Source organism: Anaerolinea thermophila (genome assembly GCF_020723905.1).
Classification (GTDB): domain Bacteria; phylum Chloroflexota; class Anaerolineae; order Anaerolineales; family Anaerolineaceae; genus Anaerolinea; species Anaerolinea thermophila_A.
On the sequence record NZ_DYHZ01000003.1, the window covers coordinates 127,398 to 143,668 of the forward strand.

The 16,271-nt window shown below is 47.7% G+C and carries 14 protein-coding genes and 1 tRNA gene; 1 reads left to right on the forward strand and 14 read right to left on the reverse strand.

Going from position 1 to position 16,271, the window contains the following annotated elements:
* Positions 1-4 precede the first annotated feature (4 nt).
* The 14 genes from LHF31_RS05355 to LHF31_RS05420 form a co-directional block, all read right to left on the reverse strand.
* Positions 5-682 (reverse strand): class I SAM-dependent methyltransferase, encoded by a 678-nt coding sequence (locus LHF31_RS05355; RefSeq protein WP_303773768.1) that lies wholly within the window; start codon positions 680-682, stop codon positions 5-7.
* On the reverse strand, positions 679-1,911 hold the full coding sequence (locus LHF31_RS05360; protein WP_298009143.1) for an MFS transporter: 1,233 nt from the start codon (positions 1,909-1,911) through the stop codon (positions 679-681). Before LHF31_RS05360 ends, LHF31_RS05355 begins: the two co-directional genes overlap by 4 nt.
* 100 nt (positions 1,912-2,011) lie before the next feature.
* Positions 2,012-2,254, reverse strand: coding sequence for a DUF1540 domain-containing protein (locus tag LHF31_RS05365; RefSeq protein WP_298009146.1), 243 nt, complete (start codon positions 2,252-2,254; stop codon positions 2,012-2,014).
* Between the two features lie 131 nt (positions 2,255-2,385).
* Positions 2,386-3,621: a gephyrin-like molybdotransferase Glp gene (gene glp / locus LHF31_RS05370; protein ID WP_303773771.1), complete on the reverse strand. Its 1,236-nt coding sequence runs from the start codon at positions 3,619-3,621 to the stop codon at positions 2,386-2,388.
* A gap of 13 nt (positions 3,622-3,634) precedes the next feature.
* On the reverse strand, positions 3,635-5,836 hold the full coding sequence (locus LHF31_RS05375; RefSeq protein ID WP_298010275.1) for a bifunctional (p)ppGpp synthetase/guanosine-3',5'-bis(diphosphate) 3'-pyrophosphohydrolase: 2,202 nt from the start codon (positions 5,834-5,836) through the stop codon (positions 3,635-3,637).
* Between the two features lie 134 nt (positions 5,837-5,970).
* A complete protein-coding gene (locus tag LHF31_RS05380; protein ID WP_298010272.1) occupies positions 5,971-7,134 on the reverse strand; it encodes an FAD-binding oxidoreductase in 1,164 nt (387 codons plus the stop codon).
* Positions 7,127-9,235 carry an FAD-dependent oxidoreductase gene (locus tag LHF31_RS05385; protein WP_298010269.1) on the reverse strand — a complete coding sequence of 703 codons (2,109 nt, stop codon included), beginning with the start codon at positions 9,233-9,235 and terminating at the stop codon, positions 7,127-7,129. The genes LHF31_RS05380 and LHF31_RS05385 overlap by 8 nt, the downstream gene beginning before the upstream one ends.
* Before the next feature lie 147 nt (positions 9,236-9,382).
* Positions 9,383-10,484, reverse strand: a protein-coding gene (gene prfB / locus LHF31_RS05390; protein WP_298010266.1) for a peptide chain release factor 2 whose coding sequence is annotated in 2 segments (ribosomal slippage) — positions 9,383-10,417 and positions 10,419-10,484 — 1,101 coding nt in all. Because the reading frame shifts where the segments join, the coding sequence is not laid out codon by codon here.
* Between the two features lie 12 nt (positions 10,485-10,496).
* The gene (gene ftsY / locus LHF31_RS05395; RefSeq protein WP_298010264.1) at positions 10,497-11,417 is read right to left on the reverse strand and encodes a signal recognition particle-docking protein FtsY; all 921 of its coding nucleotides are present in this window, start codon (positions 11,415-11,417) and stop codon (positions 10,497-10,499) included.
* Positions 11,418-11,432: 15 nt separating this feature from the next.
* Positions 11,433-12,488 (reverse strand): 23S rRNA (adenine(2503)-C(2))-methyltransferase RlmN, encoded by a 1,056-nt coding sequence (gene rlmN, locus LHF31_RS05400; RefSeq protein WP_298010261.1) that lies wholly within the window; start codon positions 12,486-12,488, stop codon positions 11,433-11,435.
* Between the two features lie 3 nt (positions 12,489-12,491).
* Positions 12,492-13,283 carry an HAD-IIA family hydrolase gene (locus LHF31_RS05405; protein ID WP_298010258.1) on the reverse strand — a complete coding sequence of 264 codons (792 nt, stop codon included), beginning with the start codon at positions 13,281-13,283 and terminating at the stop codon, positions 12,492-12,494.
* 81 nt (positions 13,284-13,364) lie between these two features.
* Positions 13,365-13,970, reverse strand: coding sequence for an ATP-dependent Clp protease proteolytic subunit (locus LHF31_RS05410; protein WP_298010255.1), 606 nt, complete (start codon positions 13,968-13,970; stop codon positions 13,365-13,367).
* A 27-nt stretch (positions 13,971-13,997) separates the two neighbouring features.
* Positions 13,998-15,461, reverse strand: a complete 1,464-nt coding sequence (gene tig, locus LHF31_RS05415; RefSeq protein WP_298010252.1) for a trigger factor — start codon at positions 15,459-15,461, stop codon at positions 13,998-14,000.
* 186 nt (positions 15,462-15,647) lie between these two features.
* Positions 15,648-15,729, reverse strand: a tRNA-Leu gene (locus LHF31_RS05420).
* A 100-nt stretch (positions 15,730-15,829) separates the two neighbouring features.
* On the opposite strand from LHF31_RS05420, the gene LHF31_RS05425 reads away from it, so the two are divergent.
* The gene (locus LHF31_RS05425) at positions 15,830-16,249 is read left to right on the forward strand and encodes a hypothetical protein (RefSeq protein ID WP_298010249.1); all 420 of its coding nucleotides are present in this window, start codon (positions 15,830-15,832) and stop codon (positions 16,247-16,249) included.
* Positions 16,250-16,271 lie beyond the last annotated feature (22 nt).

Consider the following 16,271-nt stretch of genomic DNA (forward strand, 5'->3'; position numbering starts at 1 on the left):
AATCTTAACGAGTTTGAACAGATTTTACCGCAACCAATACCAGAATCTTTCCGGAAGAACAGGGCTTCCACTCTGTATTTACCTGCTGAAAACCGCATCCTTCGACTCTCTGCTGCACGATTTCCAGAAAATCAGTTGGTGTTACAAAGATCTTAAGCCCTTGCGTCAACCATATATGAATACGTTCTAAAACCTCAGGGAGTGCAGGGATGGCTGAAAGGAGAAAGATGATGCTTCCATTTTCCTTCAGGGCAAAAAAGGCACCTTTTAATGTCGTTTCCTCGAAAATATATGGGGCAGGGAAGGTGGCGACGATATGGTCAAAAGTACTTTCTTTAAAAGGCATGGCGCGTCCATCTGCTCTTACCAGAAATGGGGATGTGTGATTGGATGTGTTGATTCGTTCTTGAGTGAGTCGAATCATCTGATGGGAAAGATCTACTCCAATAATTTTCTTACCGGGATGGCTCAAAGCGTGCAGGAGGTGCCCGGTACCGAATCCCAATTCCAGAATGGTATCTCCCTGCAAATACGGGATTACTTCCTTCACCCACTTTTTCCATAAATTAAATGACACAACCGCAGCAACGAAATCATATGCCCAGGCAAATGAGTGGTAAAGAAGGTCAAAAAGAAAGAAAAGAAGGCGTCTTCTCCAATTCATATCACTTGTGTTCGTCACTTGTGTTCGCGGACAAAAAAGTGAAGAATGATCAGACAGAAGATTGCGGCGGCTGAAGAAGCCCAGAACGTCGCCGGATAGCCAAAGGAGTTTGCCAGCCACCCTCCCAGAATGGGTGCAGTAAAAGTAAATGGAGTGATCAGGGTATTTGCCATCCCCACATACAGAGGTTTTTGTCGTTCCTCCCCAAACGTTAGCACATAAGCCATCATGATCGTCCACATGGCAGTATTTGAGATTCCTGTAAAGAACATCACGGGATAAAACCATGTAAAGGACGGAGCGAGCGCAGCGAGAATTGCGCTCAGAAACATTGCCATTACCCCAATCTCAAGCACTTTCCTGTGTGACCAGTGATCTGCCAGCCATCCCAGGAACAAATTCATAACCACGGAGGAGATCATCAGCACGCTGGTTAAAATGCCGGCTTCCGTTTTGGAGGCTCCCAGTTGATTTACAGCATATACGCTATAGAAAGAAGAAGCCATCATCCCAAATGTACCTAAAATTCGTACCCCAAGTACAGCAATAAAGTTGGGGTCGGTTTGAAAAATTGTGATCATAGATTTCCACAAAGAAGGCGAATTTTGTTCTGAGAAGGGATGTTCTCCTTCAGGTTCTCTGGTGGCATTTAAGAAAGCATAAGAAATGGCAAGCCAAAAACTGGCAATCAGAAACGTAAGAGCGTAATTATGAGGATAAGGAATACGATCCAGAAGTAACCCTGAAATGACCGCGCCTGCTGCGGCGAGTAAGTTCATTGCCGCGGCTTGCATGCCAAAAAAGGTCGTGAGTACCTCAGGGAAGATAATCTTATGAATCATCAATTGCCAGGGATTTGCTGTAAAGCCGCCACCAATGGCTTGCCAGGTTAACATCAGAAATGCCAGAACAATTCCCCAGGTATTCCCGATGGTTGGGATCAGAAACGCCACAACCGCAAGTCCTAAAAAAGGTAACCGCTCCTGGAGAGTAAAAACCATAACCAGGGGTTTGAAGTATGTTTTCCTTGCCAGCCATGGCGCAATGAATAATTGCGGCAATTGCCAGCCAAGCACATGCACTGCAGAAACCATTCCGATAAGTATCGCTGAATCGGAAAGGGAAGAGATGAACAAGGGAATGACAGTGGAGAAGGACGCAAACCCCAATGCCATTCCAAACATAGCGCCGTCCAGAATATTTACAGTGAAGTTGAAGCGGTGTTGTTGTACTTTTTGAGATTGCATCGGACCCTCGTTAAGAAAAGAAAACGACTCTCGGGTTCAAGCAGTCCTTTACCCGAAAGTCGATGGGAGTTCTTTGAAAGAAGAGGCTCTCTGAAGGGGTTTAATATTCTTCTTCGTCTTCGTCTACCCAGAGGTCTTCGTCTTCTTCTCCCTCTTCGAGTTCGAGTTCATCCCACTCTTCCAATTCTTCTTCGGTTTCGTCCCATACGTCTTCAGAAGAGGATTCGGGGTTAGGACTGTAAGTGAGACAGCCTTTATCAGGATCGATCTCTACTTGAGCAGCGCTGCAATAACCTTCGTCCCAGAACACACAGTCAAGGTAATGGCATCGAATTCGCGGCATGAGATTTTTATCCCTCCAAGGTATTAAAATTTTTCTTCAGACTTTTCTCCCCACTGAGCCTTGGGGATGAAACATAAACCTGGCAACGGTTCATTCGGTTTACCCAATCTCGGCTAATTCTACATGAAATTTTAACGAATGAACCAAAAATTTACCTCTGTTCCAGCGGGGAGAGATTTTACCCCAGAGGGCAGAATCAGTAAAGCATTTGCTTTAGACAAAGAGGTTAAATTACCGGAACCCTGGTGTCCTTCCAGTTTTGCCCGATATCCTGTTGGGGTAAGTGTGACATTCCCGCGCAAATAACTTTCTCTGCCATCGGATTCAATGGCTTCCTCTAGAATGGCTGTTTGAGGCGGAGGTGGTGTGGGAGGTAAACCTGATAATTTTTTGAGAATGGGAACGACAAAAACAGTAAACCCTACAAAGGAAGATACAGGGTTACCCGGTAAACCGATAAATGGGATATTCTTGAAAAGTCCAAAAGCAAGCGGTTTTCCTGGACGCATGTTTACCCGCCAGAAATTTAGTGTGCCATTTTCTTCAACAACGCGTCGAACAAAATCATAAGTACCCACTGAAACCCCCGCTGAAGTTAGGATAAAAGCAGGATGGTGCTCTATACCCTGTTCCAGGGATTGGAGAATTTCTTCAGGATCATCTCTCAATACCCCAAGAGGAATGGCAAGCGCACCATGAGCCTTCAACAGGGCGGTAAGCATTGGAAGATTGGAGTCGTAAATTTTGCCCGGCTCTAAAGGCTGTCCCGGTGGAACAATTTCATTCCCCGACGAAAACAGCACAACGCGAGGTCGCGGGAACACCCGTACCTCTGTTTTTCCTACCGATGCCAGAAGACCAATATCCTGTGGGGTGATTTGCGTTCCAGAGCGAATAATTGGCTCTCCCGCTTGAAGATCCTGTCCTTTCCTTCGGACATATTGTCCGGGGTGCGCTGGAGCAAAAATGCGCACTTCTCCAGGCAGGGCAGTCTGGCTGAAAGGATAGGCATCTGTGTGTTCCACAGGCACTACACAATCTGCACCGGGTGGTACCGGCGCTCCAGTCATAATGCGTGCGGCTTCTCCTCTGTGAATTGGGGTAACGGGGAAGGTCCCCGCAGGGATATCTTGCACGATCTTTAGAATAACTGGTTGCTCTGGAGAAGCAGACTGTACATCTTCAGAATGGAGCGCAAATCCATCCATGCTGGAATTGTTGAAAGAAGGCAGATCAAAAGGGGCTGTAATGTCTTCTGCCAGAACCAGTGCAAGCGAGTGTTCAAGGGGAACGGTTTCTGCGGGAGGTACTTGAAAATATTGCAGGATACGTTCCTGGGCTTCTTTGACCGAAATGAGTGAATCCATCTTCAACCTCTATTTATCCGGGCTTGACGCGGTGTGCCTCGGTCACATTCGGTAAATTTTCAATTCGGGTAAGTACCCGGCTTAATTGAGCAATATCGCCAATTTCCAGGGTGAGATGTATGGTAGCAATGTGGTGACTTACCTTTAAGTTAACATCGAGAATATTGATGTTTTCTTCTGCCAGGATCTGGGAAATATCTCCCATCAATCCCTGTCGGTCATAGGCTTTCACTTCAACAGGAATGGGGTAGGTTTTTGGAGCGCTTCCCCATGATACTTTAATCAGCCTTTCACGCTCTTCAAGTCGTAAAACATTTGGGCAATCTTTTCGATGGATGGTTACTCCTCGACCTCGGGTGATGTAACCGATGATATCATCCCCGGGGATTGGTTTACAGCATCTTGCAAAGGAAGTCAGTATGCCTTTCAATCCCAGAACGGTCACGGTTGCCGTGGAGGTGGTTTTGGTCTCCGGCGAGGTGGTGGGAGCGAGCAGAGGGTCGGTGATTTTTTCTTTTCCAAAGTCAACCAGTTTATTGACAATTTTTCCCAGTGAGATATCCCCGCATCCAATCGCTACATATAAGTCTTCTGGTGTTTTCAGGTTGAAGGCTTCGGCTAATTTTTGCGGGTCAATTTCCAGCCCAAGCCGGCGTAATTCCCGCTCCAGAATGCTTTTACCATGATTGAGATTTTGTTCCCGGTCTTGCCACTTGAACCATGCCCGGATTTTGGCTCTGGCGCGCTGGGTTTTGGTTAATCCAAGATTGGGATTCAACCAGTCGCGGCTTGGACCACCATGTTTTGCAGTAAGAATCTCGACCTGATCACCTGTTTTTAATTCATAATCCAGTGTGACCAGTTTCCCGTTAACCTTTGCTCCCCGACAGCGGTGACCAATTTCGGTATGGACATGATAGGCAAAATCAATCGGGGTAGATCCTTGTGGCAGATCAATAATATCCCCCTTGGGTGTAAAGACGTACACACGATCATTGAATACATCGGTGCGAACTCCCTCCATAAACTCTGCGGCGTCAGTCACCTCCTGTCGCCAGTCCATCAAACGCCGCAGCAAGTTCACCCGTTGTTCATAATCCTCTTCAATTTTTCCGTGCTTTTCTTTATACCGCCAGTGAGCCGCAATTCCATACTCGGCGTTTTGATCCATCTCAGGTGTGCGAATCTGGACTTCCAGTGGTTTCCCATCATCGTAGATGACCGCAGTGTGGAGGGATTGATAGTTGTTGTCTTTAGGAGCAGCGATATAGTCATCAAATTCCTGAGGGATAGGACGCCAGTGTGTATGGATGATTCCCAATGCGGCATAACAATCCTGGGTAGTCGGGACGATCAACCTCACGCCTCTCAGATCCATCAGCGAGTCGAAAGAACGTGATTTTTCCACCATTTTCTTGTAAATAGAATAAATGTGTTTGGGGCGTCCCGTAATTTCTGCCTTAATTCCTGCCTGATCTAAAACAACTTTCAAACGGGAAATTATTTCTTGAATTTGCTTTTCACGGTCGGTACGTTTCTGTGCCAGCAGTTCTGCAATTTCCTTGTACTTTTCAGGATTGACGTACCGAAAAGCAAGATCTTCCAATTCCCATTTGATTTGCCATATCCCCAGACGGTTTGCAAGAGGTGCAAAGATATCCAGCGTTTCCTGAGCAATGCGCCGCCGCCGATTTTCTGGCAGGTATCCAAGGGTACGCATGTTATGCAGGCGGTCAGCCAGTTTAATCAGTACTACCCGGATATCTTCGCCCATGGCGAGAAAAGTTTTACGCAAGGTTTCCTGGGCAAGTTGTTTCCTGCGGGTGTCTTCCGATGACTCGATGGCCAGCCCAAATTCTTCAATATCCAGAGGGGATTGATCTTCCTTCGATACCCGCGGCAGATGGGTCAGTTTGGTGACGCCATCGACGAGTTTGGCGATTTCATCGCCAAATTCTCTTCGAATATCCTCCAGGGTAACGGGGGTATCCTCGACGGTGTCATGTAAAAGTCCGGCAACGATCAGGGCTGGAGGCACACGGATATCAGCCAGAATTGCCGCCACGGCTTCGCAATGCGTGATGTACGGCTCGCCAGAAAGCCGCTTTTGCCCCTGATGTGCCTGTTCGGCTAACTGATAAGCCCGTGAGATCATTTCCCGATCAGCGGCGGTATAATTTTCTGGCAATTGACTTAAAAGAGATTCAAGCGTCATAACAAATGTGCCTCATTACATTCACTGCAGTTGTTCAATATCATACTCTCTCTACCGGTTGCATGACAAGGGAAATACATAGATGACTTAAAAAAAGCCGGGGCTATGCCCGGCAAATTTCTGCCTGTTGTGTTCTATTTGAGTTTTTCCTGCCCGACAAATTCACGATAGGGAGAGAGAATAGATAATATCTCCTCATCCCCAGGAGAGAGGGTATTTGTAACCATTCGGGTTAAAAGTTCACCCAGCCCGGGACCAAGCATGTAGCCCTGACCACACATTCCAACAGCAAGTAAAAGACCTTCCGCTTCTCTTGACCATCCCACAATGGGGAATCCATCGGGAGTCATTGGGTATAAACCGCGCCATGTCCGTCGAATGCGGATGTGACGCAGGCTGGGCATGACCTCCACCATACGTTTGGATACCATTGGCAGGAAGGCGCTGGTTTCCCGAATATCAAATCCCCAGATGTTTGGACTGGGAGTAATACAAAAAAGAATTTGCCCGGTTTTATGTTGATAAAAATAGAAATTCGCTGATCCTTGAGCCGGGCGGATATCTACAATCATGGGGTCGAACATTCGTTGCACCGGCTCAGTAATTGCGGCTTCGTGCGAGTCGGGTTGAACAGGGATTTCAATACCTATCGGGTTCATAAGGGACTTCGCCCAGGCACCGGAAGCATGGATCACCACAGGGGTTGAGTACATGCCCTTGCTGGTCTTTACCCCCTGAATTTTTCCTGAACGCACAATAATTTCTGTTACCGGTTCGTTGAAATGAAACTCAGCACCGTAGTTGCGAGCCTGTTTATAAAAGGCATGGATAGAGAGCAGAGGGGAAGCGCTACCATCGTTGGGGGAGTAAGTGCCTCCAATCAACCCTTCCGGGTTCAAATGGGGAATGAGTTTGCGCAAATCGCCGGAATCGAGCCAGGAGATATTCAACCCGTAGGCTTGTTGTTTTTGGAGAAGGGTCTTGAGGGTTTGCTCTTCTTGCTCGCGGTAAGCCACAAACACATATCCCCCTTTGTACCATTCAATATCATCTCCGTAAACTTCTTTCCAAGTAGAGAAGATTTCTATACTGCGCAGGCAAAGCCGAATTTTGGCGGGATCAGAGTGGGTTGCTCGAATTCCTCCAATGGCATGCTTGTTGGAGCCTTGTCCTGCGGAAGGCATAGCATCCAGAACCAATACCTTTAGCCCGGCTTGAGCCAGCGATAGTGCCGCGGGGGTTCCTACAGAACCTGCTCCGATAACAATCACATCATAACTCTGAGGATAATCACTCATGCTTCTCCTCCTGTTTTTCGTCCACATGGATTCCCGCAAAAATTCCTAAAGGTGTTTCGACGAATAATGGACGCTTTGAGGAGGGAGTAACCTCGTTCAGTGGAATGCCTTCTTCCCGGAAAATGCGCAAAATAAGAGAAGAGCATGTCTTGGATCCACAGGCTCCCATACCCGCCCGAGTTATGGCTTTTATTTCATTGAGATCTCGATATCCCTCTCGAATGAGGGCGCGGATTTCTCCAGCGCTGACCCTTTCACACCGACATACAATGGTTTTATCCTGCACCGTGGGGGTGTATTGGGTTTCAGCCCTGGAAACTTCTTCAGGTTGAATGCGGATACCTGCGACCTCCGGCGCAATTTCTCTGGGTGCCTGTACAAGAACGACCAGCGTGCGATCGTTATCCTTAATACCAACGATATTTTGTACCACTGAAGTTCCCAGTTCTTCACCTTCTGTACTCATCAGGATCACAGTATCCCCTTTATGGAGGGTTTCTCGATGAAACTCGTAAGGGATGGCAACTCTCGGGTTTTCCGGATCGGCACGGTAGTCTACCAGTGTAATTGCCAGACCTGGACAACCGGCTACACACCGCAGACAGAAAGCACAACTGTGTGAATCCCCCATGAATACAGGAATATTGCGAATATCTTCTTGAGGGATAAAAATCAACCCTTTACTGCAAAGAGTAGAGCAGGGATTACAGGGGATTTCCTGCGTGCAATGGATTATGGGTATGACGCCTTCGGATATATCAGGCACTGTCTCAGGGTAATTTTTCCCAGGACGAGACTTCAAAATTTCAGCGGCTTGGAACCATGTCTGCGGAATGGGTTCGCTGGATGGATTAATTTCGTTCAAAATGGTCAATCCGGCAATTTTTCCTGAATATATCGCCGCAGAGGCTTCTGCAATTTCCTCTGCGTCTCCGGCAACAAAGGCTTTCATCCCAAATTCCCTGGCTTTGACATAGAACTCATTGACTGGGTCCAGTCCTACGGCAATCAAGACGCTATCGCATGAGAAAGTTTTCTCAGTTCCTGGAATGGGTTGGAACTTCTCATTGATTTGTGCAATGGTTACCGATTCAACTTTTTGATCTCCATTGGCGCTCAAAATGGTGTGCGAAGTGTATATCGGCACACCCATTCGCACTAACTTGTCCCGATGGACTTTGTATCCACCTACTTCAGGCATGGCTTCAGCAAGTCCTACAACTGCAATACCTGCCTGCAGGGCATGATACCCCGCAATTAATCCGACATTGCCTCCTCCTACAATAAACAGCCTTTCGGCAGGTCGGACCAAATCCCGATTGACCAGGGTTTGGAATGCCCCGGCTCCATAAACTCCGGGCAGGGTATTTCCAGGAAATGCCAGGAATTTCTCCCGTGCTCCGGTAGCCACCAGCAATACATCAGGTCGTACCAGCACGTATTCCGTGCCTTTTTTCCAGATGCCCACATTGCGGTCGCTGAATACGGCTAAAGCCGTGCTTTCCAGCCAGACGGTGACATTACGGAATTGGGAAAGTTCCTTTTCAAGCCTTGAGGCAATATCAATTCCTCGAGTTCCTGCATATACTGCCTGAGTAGATCCAAAGAATCGATGGGTCTGGAGGACCAGTTTTCCACCCAGACGGTGTTTATCGTCAATGAGCAGAGTTTCAATCCCGTGTTTGCCCAGTTCAATAGCCGCAGAAAGCCCGGCAGGCCCACCGCCAATGATTAAGACGGGTACCTGCAGTTGAGGAATATCTTTTACCTCGGGTGGATGGGTTTCTACGGGAAGGGAAGGCAGCCCATCCAAGGGGGTTATCTGCATGTTGGGTTTTACCAGAGTCATGCAGGCTTTAACAGGACGTTCATCTGCCAGGACCATGCATTGGGAACATTGCCCATTTGCACAAAAAATCCCCTGCGGAGAGTGATCGCGGGGATGGTAACCAAAAACATGGATGCCGTTTGCAATCAATGCGGCGGAGATGGTCTCCCCTTCAAATGCGGATAGGGGCTTTCCTTCCCAAAAAATAGAAATCGGTTTTCTTTCCGGTATAGAGAGAATAGGGTGTTTTTCGATGCGATGGGAATTCATCATGTTTGTTCAGGGAGCTTAATTGGGATTGGATTAGGCACAATTGAATTGTAACAATCCCTTCGGAGAGTCGGTACTGAAGATTGACCGGACTTACAGGATTGACTGTCATAAAAAAAACACCGCGTTATCGCGGTGTTTTCAGAAGAGTTACGAATTATCCGGTTTGGCTTTCTGACTGCGTAGATAGGCTTCAATGAATCCATCCAGCTCTCCGTCCAGAACCGCCTGGGTATTCCCGGTTTCGTATTCGGTTCGATGATCTTTGACCAACTGGTAAGGATGTAAGACGTAGGAACGGATCTGGCTACCCCATTCGGCTTTTATGTATTCTCCGCGCAGTTCTGCTAATTGACGTTCCTGTTCTTGCCGCTTTAATTCGGCTAACCGAGCTCTTAACACCCGCATGGCATTTTCGCGGTTTTGCATTTGCGAACGCTCGTTCTGGCAGGATACTACAATACCGGTTGGAATATGGGTGATTCGCACCGCTGTTGCATTCTTTTGAACATTTTGACCACCGGCACTCGAGGAACGATAGATGTCAATTCTCAGATCGTCTGGGTTAATCTGAATATCGCTGTCGCCATTTGAAATATCAGGCAGGACTTCGACTTGTGCAAATGAGGTGTGCCGGCGGTGAGCGGCATCAAAGGGGGAAAGGCGCACCAGACGGTGGACACCTTTTTCTCCTCTTAAGTACCCGTATGCATACGGTCCTGTCACCGCAATTGTGACCGACTTAATTCCGGCTTCTTCCCCTTCGGAGAAATCTAAAATTTCAGATTCATACCCACGGCGTTCACACCATCGCAGATACATTCGCATGAGCATGGATGCCCAGTCCTGCGAATCCGTTCCGCCTGCACCTGCGTTAATTGTGAGCAGGGCATTTTCATGATCATAAGGACCGCTTAAGAGAGTGGTTAATTCCCTTTTCTCTAATTCTTTCTCCAGGGTTAAGATTTCTGCTTCCAGGTCTTCCCGTAAACTTTCATCCTCGCTTTGGGCAAGTTCCAAACCATCCTGACAACGCTTGGTGAATTGTTTCCATCCTTCAATTTCCTCTCTTAATTCAGCGATCCGTTTCATCAACCGTTGTGCACTGGATGGGTCTTCCCAAATGTCGGGGTTTTCTGCTTCTTTTTGCAATTGTTCCAGCAAGGCTTCGCGGTTGGGTAAGTCAAAGATGCTCCTTTAGTTCAAGGGTGCGATTAAGACATTGCTGGTAACGGCTGATTAAGTCCTGCATGGAAAAGCCTCCTTACTGCCCATTTTTCTCTAAAATACCATTGACAAATGCTTCACGGTTAAAGACTTGCAAATCTTCGGGTTTTTCCCCTAAACCTGCGTACAGGATTGGCAAACCAAGACTTTGCTGGATGGCGAATGCCATTCCCCCTCGAGCAGAGGAATCCAGTTTGCTCAAGATAATGCCCGTTACGTGAACGGCTTCTTTGAATGCCTTTGCCTGCTGAAGAGCGTTTTGTCCTGTGGTTGCATCCAGTACCAGCCAGACGGCGTGAGGTGCGCCCGGCAATGCTTTTCCCACTACACGATGGATTTTCTTCAACTCTTCCATTAAATTGTAACGGGTATGCAAGCGTCCTGCAGTATCTACCAGGACGATATCTATTTTCCTGGAAATTGCGGATTGGATTGCATCGAATGCCACAGCGGCAGGATCAGCGTTAGGCTGTCCGGCGATTACCGGTAATCCTAATCGGTCTCCCCATACCTGAAGTTGATCCACTGCCGCAGCGCGAAATGTGTCAGCGGCGGCAAGCAACACAGTTTTCCCGGTCCGGGAAAACTGCCACCCCAATTTTGCAGCGGTGGTGGTTTTACCAGAGCCGTTTACCCCAACCAGAAGGATGACCATCGGTTTGTGGGATGAGAAATCAATGGTAGGGGTGGGATCCAGACGGCTGATGAGAACCTCGCGGAGAGCGTTTTGGAGTTCTTCTGTCCGGGTAAGCCCCTCTTGAACAACCCTTTGCTTGAGTGCTTGAATAATTTCTTCTGTGGTTTCTATTCCCAGATCGGCTTGAACCAGAATGGCTTCCAGTTCATCCCAGGTATCTGAATTGATTTGCGTCGCTCCAAACAGAGTCGCAATCCGCCCAAAGGTGGCTTTACGCGTTTTTTCTAATCCTTCTTTCCATTTTGAAAACAGGTCTGCCATAGGTGCAAGATTATATCATCCTTCAGAAGTTTGAGCGTGTTGGGTGGCTAATTGACCACATCCAGCCTGGATATCAATACCACGGCGAAGACGAATGGTAGCGGGAATACCTGCTTTTTGCAGGATCTCACAGAAAATTTCCGCTCTTTCTCGTGTGGTGGCTTCGCCATGATATTTTTGGGTCGGATTTAAAGGAATCACATTTACGTGACAAAGTAAACCTTTCAATAACTGAGCCAGTTCACGTGCATGCTCTGGTGTGTCGTTAATATCCCGAATTAAAGCCCACTCGAAGGTAACCCTCCTTCCAGTTTGGGCGACATAACGGCGTACAGCGTTCATCAACACGGAAATGGGATATTTTTTGTTAATAGGAAGCAAACTGGAACGCAGTTCATCATTTGCCGCATGTAAACTGATTGCCAGGTTGATCTGATGATTTTCTTGAGCAAACCGCTCAATCATGGGTACAAGTCCAACAGTAGAGATGGTAAAACGGCGCGCACCCAGGTTGAACCCCTCCGAATGATTAAGGCAGGCAATGGCTTTGAGGGTATTATCGTAATTGTGAAAAGGTTCCCCCATTCCCATCACAACCACATTAGTGACAACTTCATCTATTTTTTTCAACTGGCGGGCAAAATACACCACCTGTTCAACAATCTCTCCGCTGGAGAGATGTCTCCCGAACCCCATTTGTCCTGTAGCGCAAAAGACACACCCCATTGCACACCCTGACTGGGTGGAAATACACAACGTACGCCTTTCTTTATATCGCATCAATACCGTTTCAATAGAACGAGAGTCGGGTAACTGAAAGAGAGTCTTGGAAGTTTCTCCGTCTCCCGATTCAAGCGTTTGAACAGGAGTAAGGTGAGAAAAGGAAAAGGTTTCAGCCAGACGATTGCGAAGGGATTTGGGCAAATTGGTGAATTCTTCCGGTTGATTCCAGAGAGAATGATATAACCCTTCCCAGATTTGTCTGGCTCTAAAAGCAGGTTCTCCCCATTCTATCAGGGTATTCTGCAGGGTCTCAAAATCAAGATCGTAAATGAGAGGGTGCTCAGTCATTTTTCACTTCTCAAAGCCCTCTTTCAATAAAGGGATTAAGTCTGATAAATTTTCAAGAATTAAGTCTACCGGTGGTGTCCATTGCTGGATTTCCTCTAAAGTTGATACTCCTGTAAGCACAGCCGCCGTTGCACACCCGGCGTTTTGAGCACCAAGGATATCGGTGTCCAGTCGGTCGCCAACCGTCAGCACAACGGAGGGTTCCAACCCCATTCTTCGTAAGGCAAGTTCAAATAAAAACGGTTGGGGTTTCCCGGTGATGATCGGTTTTACATCGCTACCGGTTTCAAGAAATGCCAGGACTGCCCCTGCGCCAGGAGTTAGCCCCTGAGGAGATGGAAAACTCTTGTCTGGATTGGTACCGATAAACAACGCTCCGTCACGAATTAACTGGCATGCGCGGGAAAGTTTGGGGTATGTCAGGGTTCGATCCAAACCAGCAACCACTGCAAGCACATTTTCCTCTGCCGGATAAAACCCGGCTTCTTGAAGCGTGTCAATCAGTCCCTGCTCGCCAACGACAAAAACGGGTCCCCCATCGGGGAATTGCTTTTTCAAGTAATATGCTGCCGACATGGCAGAATTGACAATCTGTTCCGGGTGAAGGGTAACGCCGTACCTTGAGAGTTTCTCAAGGTATTGGGAAACGCTCTTGGTAGCATTGTTTGTCGCCAATACGACTTGAATTCCGAGCATTTCCATCTGACTGAAAAACTCTTGCAAATTCAGCAAAGGCTCTTTGCCCCGCCAGAGGACACCATCCATGTCCAGAATCAATCCACGAATCTCTTGCATTCCTTGACCTCTATAATAAATTAAACACCAAGCCGGATTTTAATCCAATCCGGCTTGGTGATAAAGATACCCCACAATGCTTTATTTTGCAGGGGGTTCAAGAACTTTATCTACCAGCCCGTACTCCACTGCCTGGTAAGAGTCAAGGTAGAAATCTCGCTCTGTATCGTGTTCAATGACCTCCAGTGGCTGTCCGGTGCATTGAGATAAAATTTGATTCAACTGAGATTTCAGGCGCAGAATTTCGCGGGCTTGAATTTCGATATCCGATGCCTGACCCTGTGCTCCGCCCAGTGGTTGATGCATGTGAATGGTTGCGTGTGGCAATGCATATCGTTGTCCTTTCGAGCCAGCGGCCAGAAGCACCGTCCCAAAAGAGGCTGTGACACCTACGGCAACCGTGCTGATTCGGTTGGGAATCATTTGCATGGTGTCGTAAATCGCCATTCCTGCATAAATCAGTCCGCCCGGACAGTTAATGTACATCTGGATATCCTTTTCAGGATCTTCCCGGCTGAGAAAGAGCAATTGCGCCACGATTAAATTGGCAATTTGATCATCAATGGGGGTGCCAACAAAGACAATACGCTCTTTCAACAGAAGAGAGTAGATATCATATGCACGTTCTCCACGTGCTGAGGACTCAATCACCATAGGGATGACCGAGCGAAAATCAGGAATGGACATACAACCTCCTAAAACTTACCCAACAGGTCACGCTTGCGGTTCCGTCGCCCCGGCTGAAACCTCATCAGAAGATTGTGAGGCTTCGATGGCTTCCGGGCTGGTTTCCTCCGATTGAGGGGGTTCCTCAGGTTGTGGTTGCTCGTTGGCTTTTCCGGTAGCGATGGCGTGCAAACGGTTAATTAATCTTTGATTGAAAATTTCGTTAATGCTCATGCGAGCCATAGTATCGGCAAGTTGCTTGGTATTCATTCGCTTTCCCGCCAACTGCCGCAATTCTTTGTCATTTCGAGCCTGATTCAAAGCAATATCGTAAATGGTTTGAATTTCAGAAGCTTTGATTTGAATCTGCTCTTGCCGCGCGAACTCTTCCAAGACAAGATTGCGTTTGACATTTGCTTCTGCGGCTGGGCGAATTTCCTGATCGATTAACTGTTCGCGGGTAATCTGGCGTGCTTTAAGATAAGCCTCCAGATCCATTTGCTGTTTGGCAAGGTCTTCCCGGAAATGGCTCAGCAAATGCTCTACCTCATCTTCAACCATAACGGGAGGGTATTTCACCGAAGCCCCGTCCACTAACCGGTCCACCACCTTGTCAATGTAATTTCGTTGATATTCTTCCATCTTTCCGCTAAGGAGTTGCTGGCGGATGTCGTTCTTCAGGGCTTCAAGAGTTTCATATGGACCCATCAGATGGGCGAACGAGTCGTCCAGTTCGGGCAAAACAATTTCTTTGACACTCTCGACTTCGATGATGAACTCTGCTTCTTTGCCTGCAAGGTCATCAGAAAAGTCACTGGCGCTGAAGGTGTGTTTAATTACCTTCTTCTCCCCGGCAGAAACGCCGATGAGTTCCTGAACAAAACCGGGGAAGGGCCACTCGTAGCCATCTTCATCCGTGTGCTCTTCGGAAACGCCAGCGACCATTTCAAAATGGTTCTCTTCAATCAGAACTTTCTCCTGCCCTTCTTCAGGGCTGACCAGGTGAGCCGACATTTTGATAGCGACCAGATCACCCTGTTGGGCAGGACGCTCTACCGGAACAGCCGTTCCCGCACGGCGGCGTAGTCGATTCAGGATCTTCTCTACATCTTCCTCTGATACTTCGGGAGGAGCATATTCTTCTCGTAACTCGCGATAATTCCCCAAGTCAACTTCAGGTTGCAGCGGAATCAGGAAAGAAAACTTGGGTGGATCCATGCTGATGATTTCATCAAGTTTTCCAGGACCATAAGGTTCAACCTTGGCTTCCTCGATAATCTTGGGATAGGTTTCATCGATAAGAAGCTCGATAGCCTCCTCGAGGATAGCCGCATCCCCGATAATCCGGCGAACCATTTCATAAGGCGCCTTGCCGGGGCGAAAGCCAGGGATTTTGGTGCGTTCGGAAATTTTCCGTGCCGCTTTACGCTTGAATTTTTCCAGCGTTTCTGAGTCAAATTCTGCAATGATTTGCTTCTGGTGATCATCACGATCGAGAATTTCGAGTTTCAAGGCTTACCTTCCTGTTATGTGAAATTTTCAATGCTGCTCCTGAACATCAGGAGAAACTTTTCTATGCAGTGCAGAGGCAATTATAGCCGAATGTGTCAGGTTGGCAAGGATAGTGTCATGGGATGCAACGCTTTCCTTACTAGGCATCAAAAAATCCCGCACACATTGTTGACGGGATTGTAGAAATGGGGAAGACGGGACTTGAACCCGTACGCCTTGCGGCACATGATCCTAAGTCATGCCTGTCTGCCAGTTCCAGCACTTCCCCTTTGGCGGAAAAATTATACCACAACCGGTGTGACTGAATTTTGCCTTGGGGATCAGGAAATACGGTATAATCCCCCAGAATTTTCACCATGGAGGAGACAATGGGACGGGTAATAAATCCCGATAGCGCAGGCAAAGAAAGGACACGATTGACCAAAGCCACAGTTCTGGCTTTGCGGGCATTAATGCGGCAAACCCAACCCGATGATACATCCCGAGACCTGGCTTCTTTTATCTCAATTGCTTTAATTCAAATTTCAGAAACCATTGATGTTTCAGTTGAAGCCTGGGAAAAGCGTGGGTATTGGTTGAAAGCCGATCGTTTTCGCCGGGAGTGGGAATGGGCAAAACAGGCTGGTAAGCAGATGCAAGATGCCGTTCTGCAGGAGAACTGGGCAGAGATAGCCAGAATTTCTGCGTTTGTTGGTGGAAAGTTGATGAAAGTAGTCGTTTCGGATAAGCATCGTTTGGGCACGCCGTGGGTTGGCGCATATCAGTTATTGCGCAAATCAAGCCAGTAAAAAAAACACAAGGCTGGAAAAA

Excerpts from the sequence above, each read along its gene's own strand:
- LHF31_RS05385 (WP_298010269.1), bottom strand. The coding sequence starts at position 9,235 with ATGATGAATTCCCATCGCATCGAAAAACACCCTATTCTCTCTATACCG.
- LHF31_RS05360 (WP_298009143.1), bottom strand. The coding sequence starts at position 1,911 with ATGCAATCTCAAAAAGTACAACAACACCGCTTCAACTTCACTGTAAAT.
- LHF31_RS05365 (WP_298009146.1), bottom strand. The coding sequence starts at position 2,254 with ATGCCGCGAATTCGATGCCATTACCTTGACTGTGTGTTCTGGGACGAA.
- LHF31_RS05425 (WP_298010249.1), top strand. The coding sequence starts at position 15,830 with ATGGGACGGGTAATAAATCCCGATAGCGCAGGCAAAGAAAGGACACGA.
- ftsY (WP_298010264.1), bottom strand. The coding sequence starts at position 11,417 with ATGGCAGACCTGTTTTCAAAATGGAAAGAAGGATTAGAAAAAACGCGT.
- LHF31_RS05410 (WP_298010255.1), bottom strand. The coding sequence starts at position 13,970 with ATGTCCATTCCTGATTTTCGCTCGGTCATCCCTATGGTGATTGAGTCC.
- glp (WP_303773771.1), bottom strand. The coding sequence starts at position 3,621 with ATGGATTCACTCATTTCGGTCAAAGAAGCCCAGGAACGTATCCTGCAA.
- rlmN (WP_298010261.1), bottom strand. The coding sequence starts at position 12,488 with ATGACTGAGCACCCTCTCATTTACGATCTTGATTTTGAGACCCTGCAG.
- LHF31_RS05375 (WP_298010275.1), bottom strand. The coding sequence starts at position 5,836 with ATGACGCTTGAATCTCTTTTAAGTCAATTGCCAGAAAATTATACCGCC.
- LHF31_RS05405 (WP_298010258.1), bottom strand. The coding sequence starts at position 13,283 with ATGCAAGAGATTCGTGGATTGATTCTGGACATGGATGGTGTCCTCTGG.
- LHF31_RS05380 (WP_298010272.1), bottom strand. The coding sequence starts at position 7,134 with ATGAGTGATTATCCTCAGAGTTATGATGTGATTGTTATCGGAGCAGGT.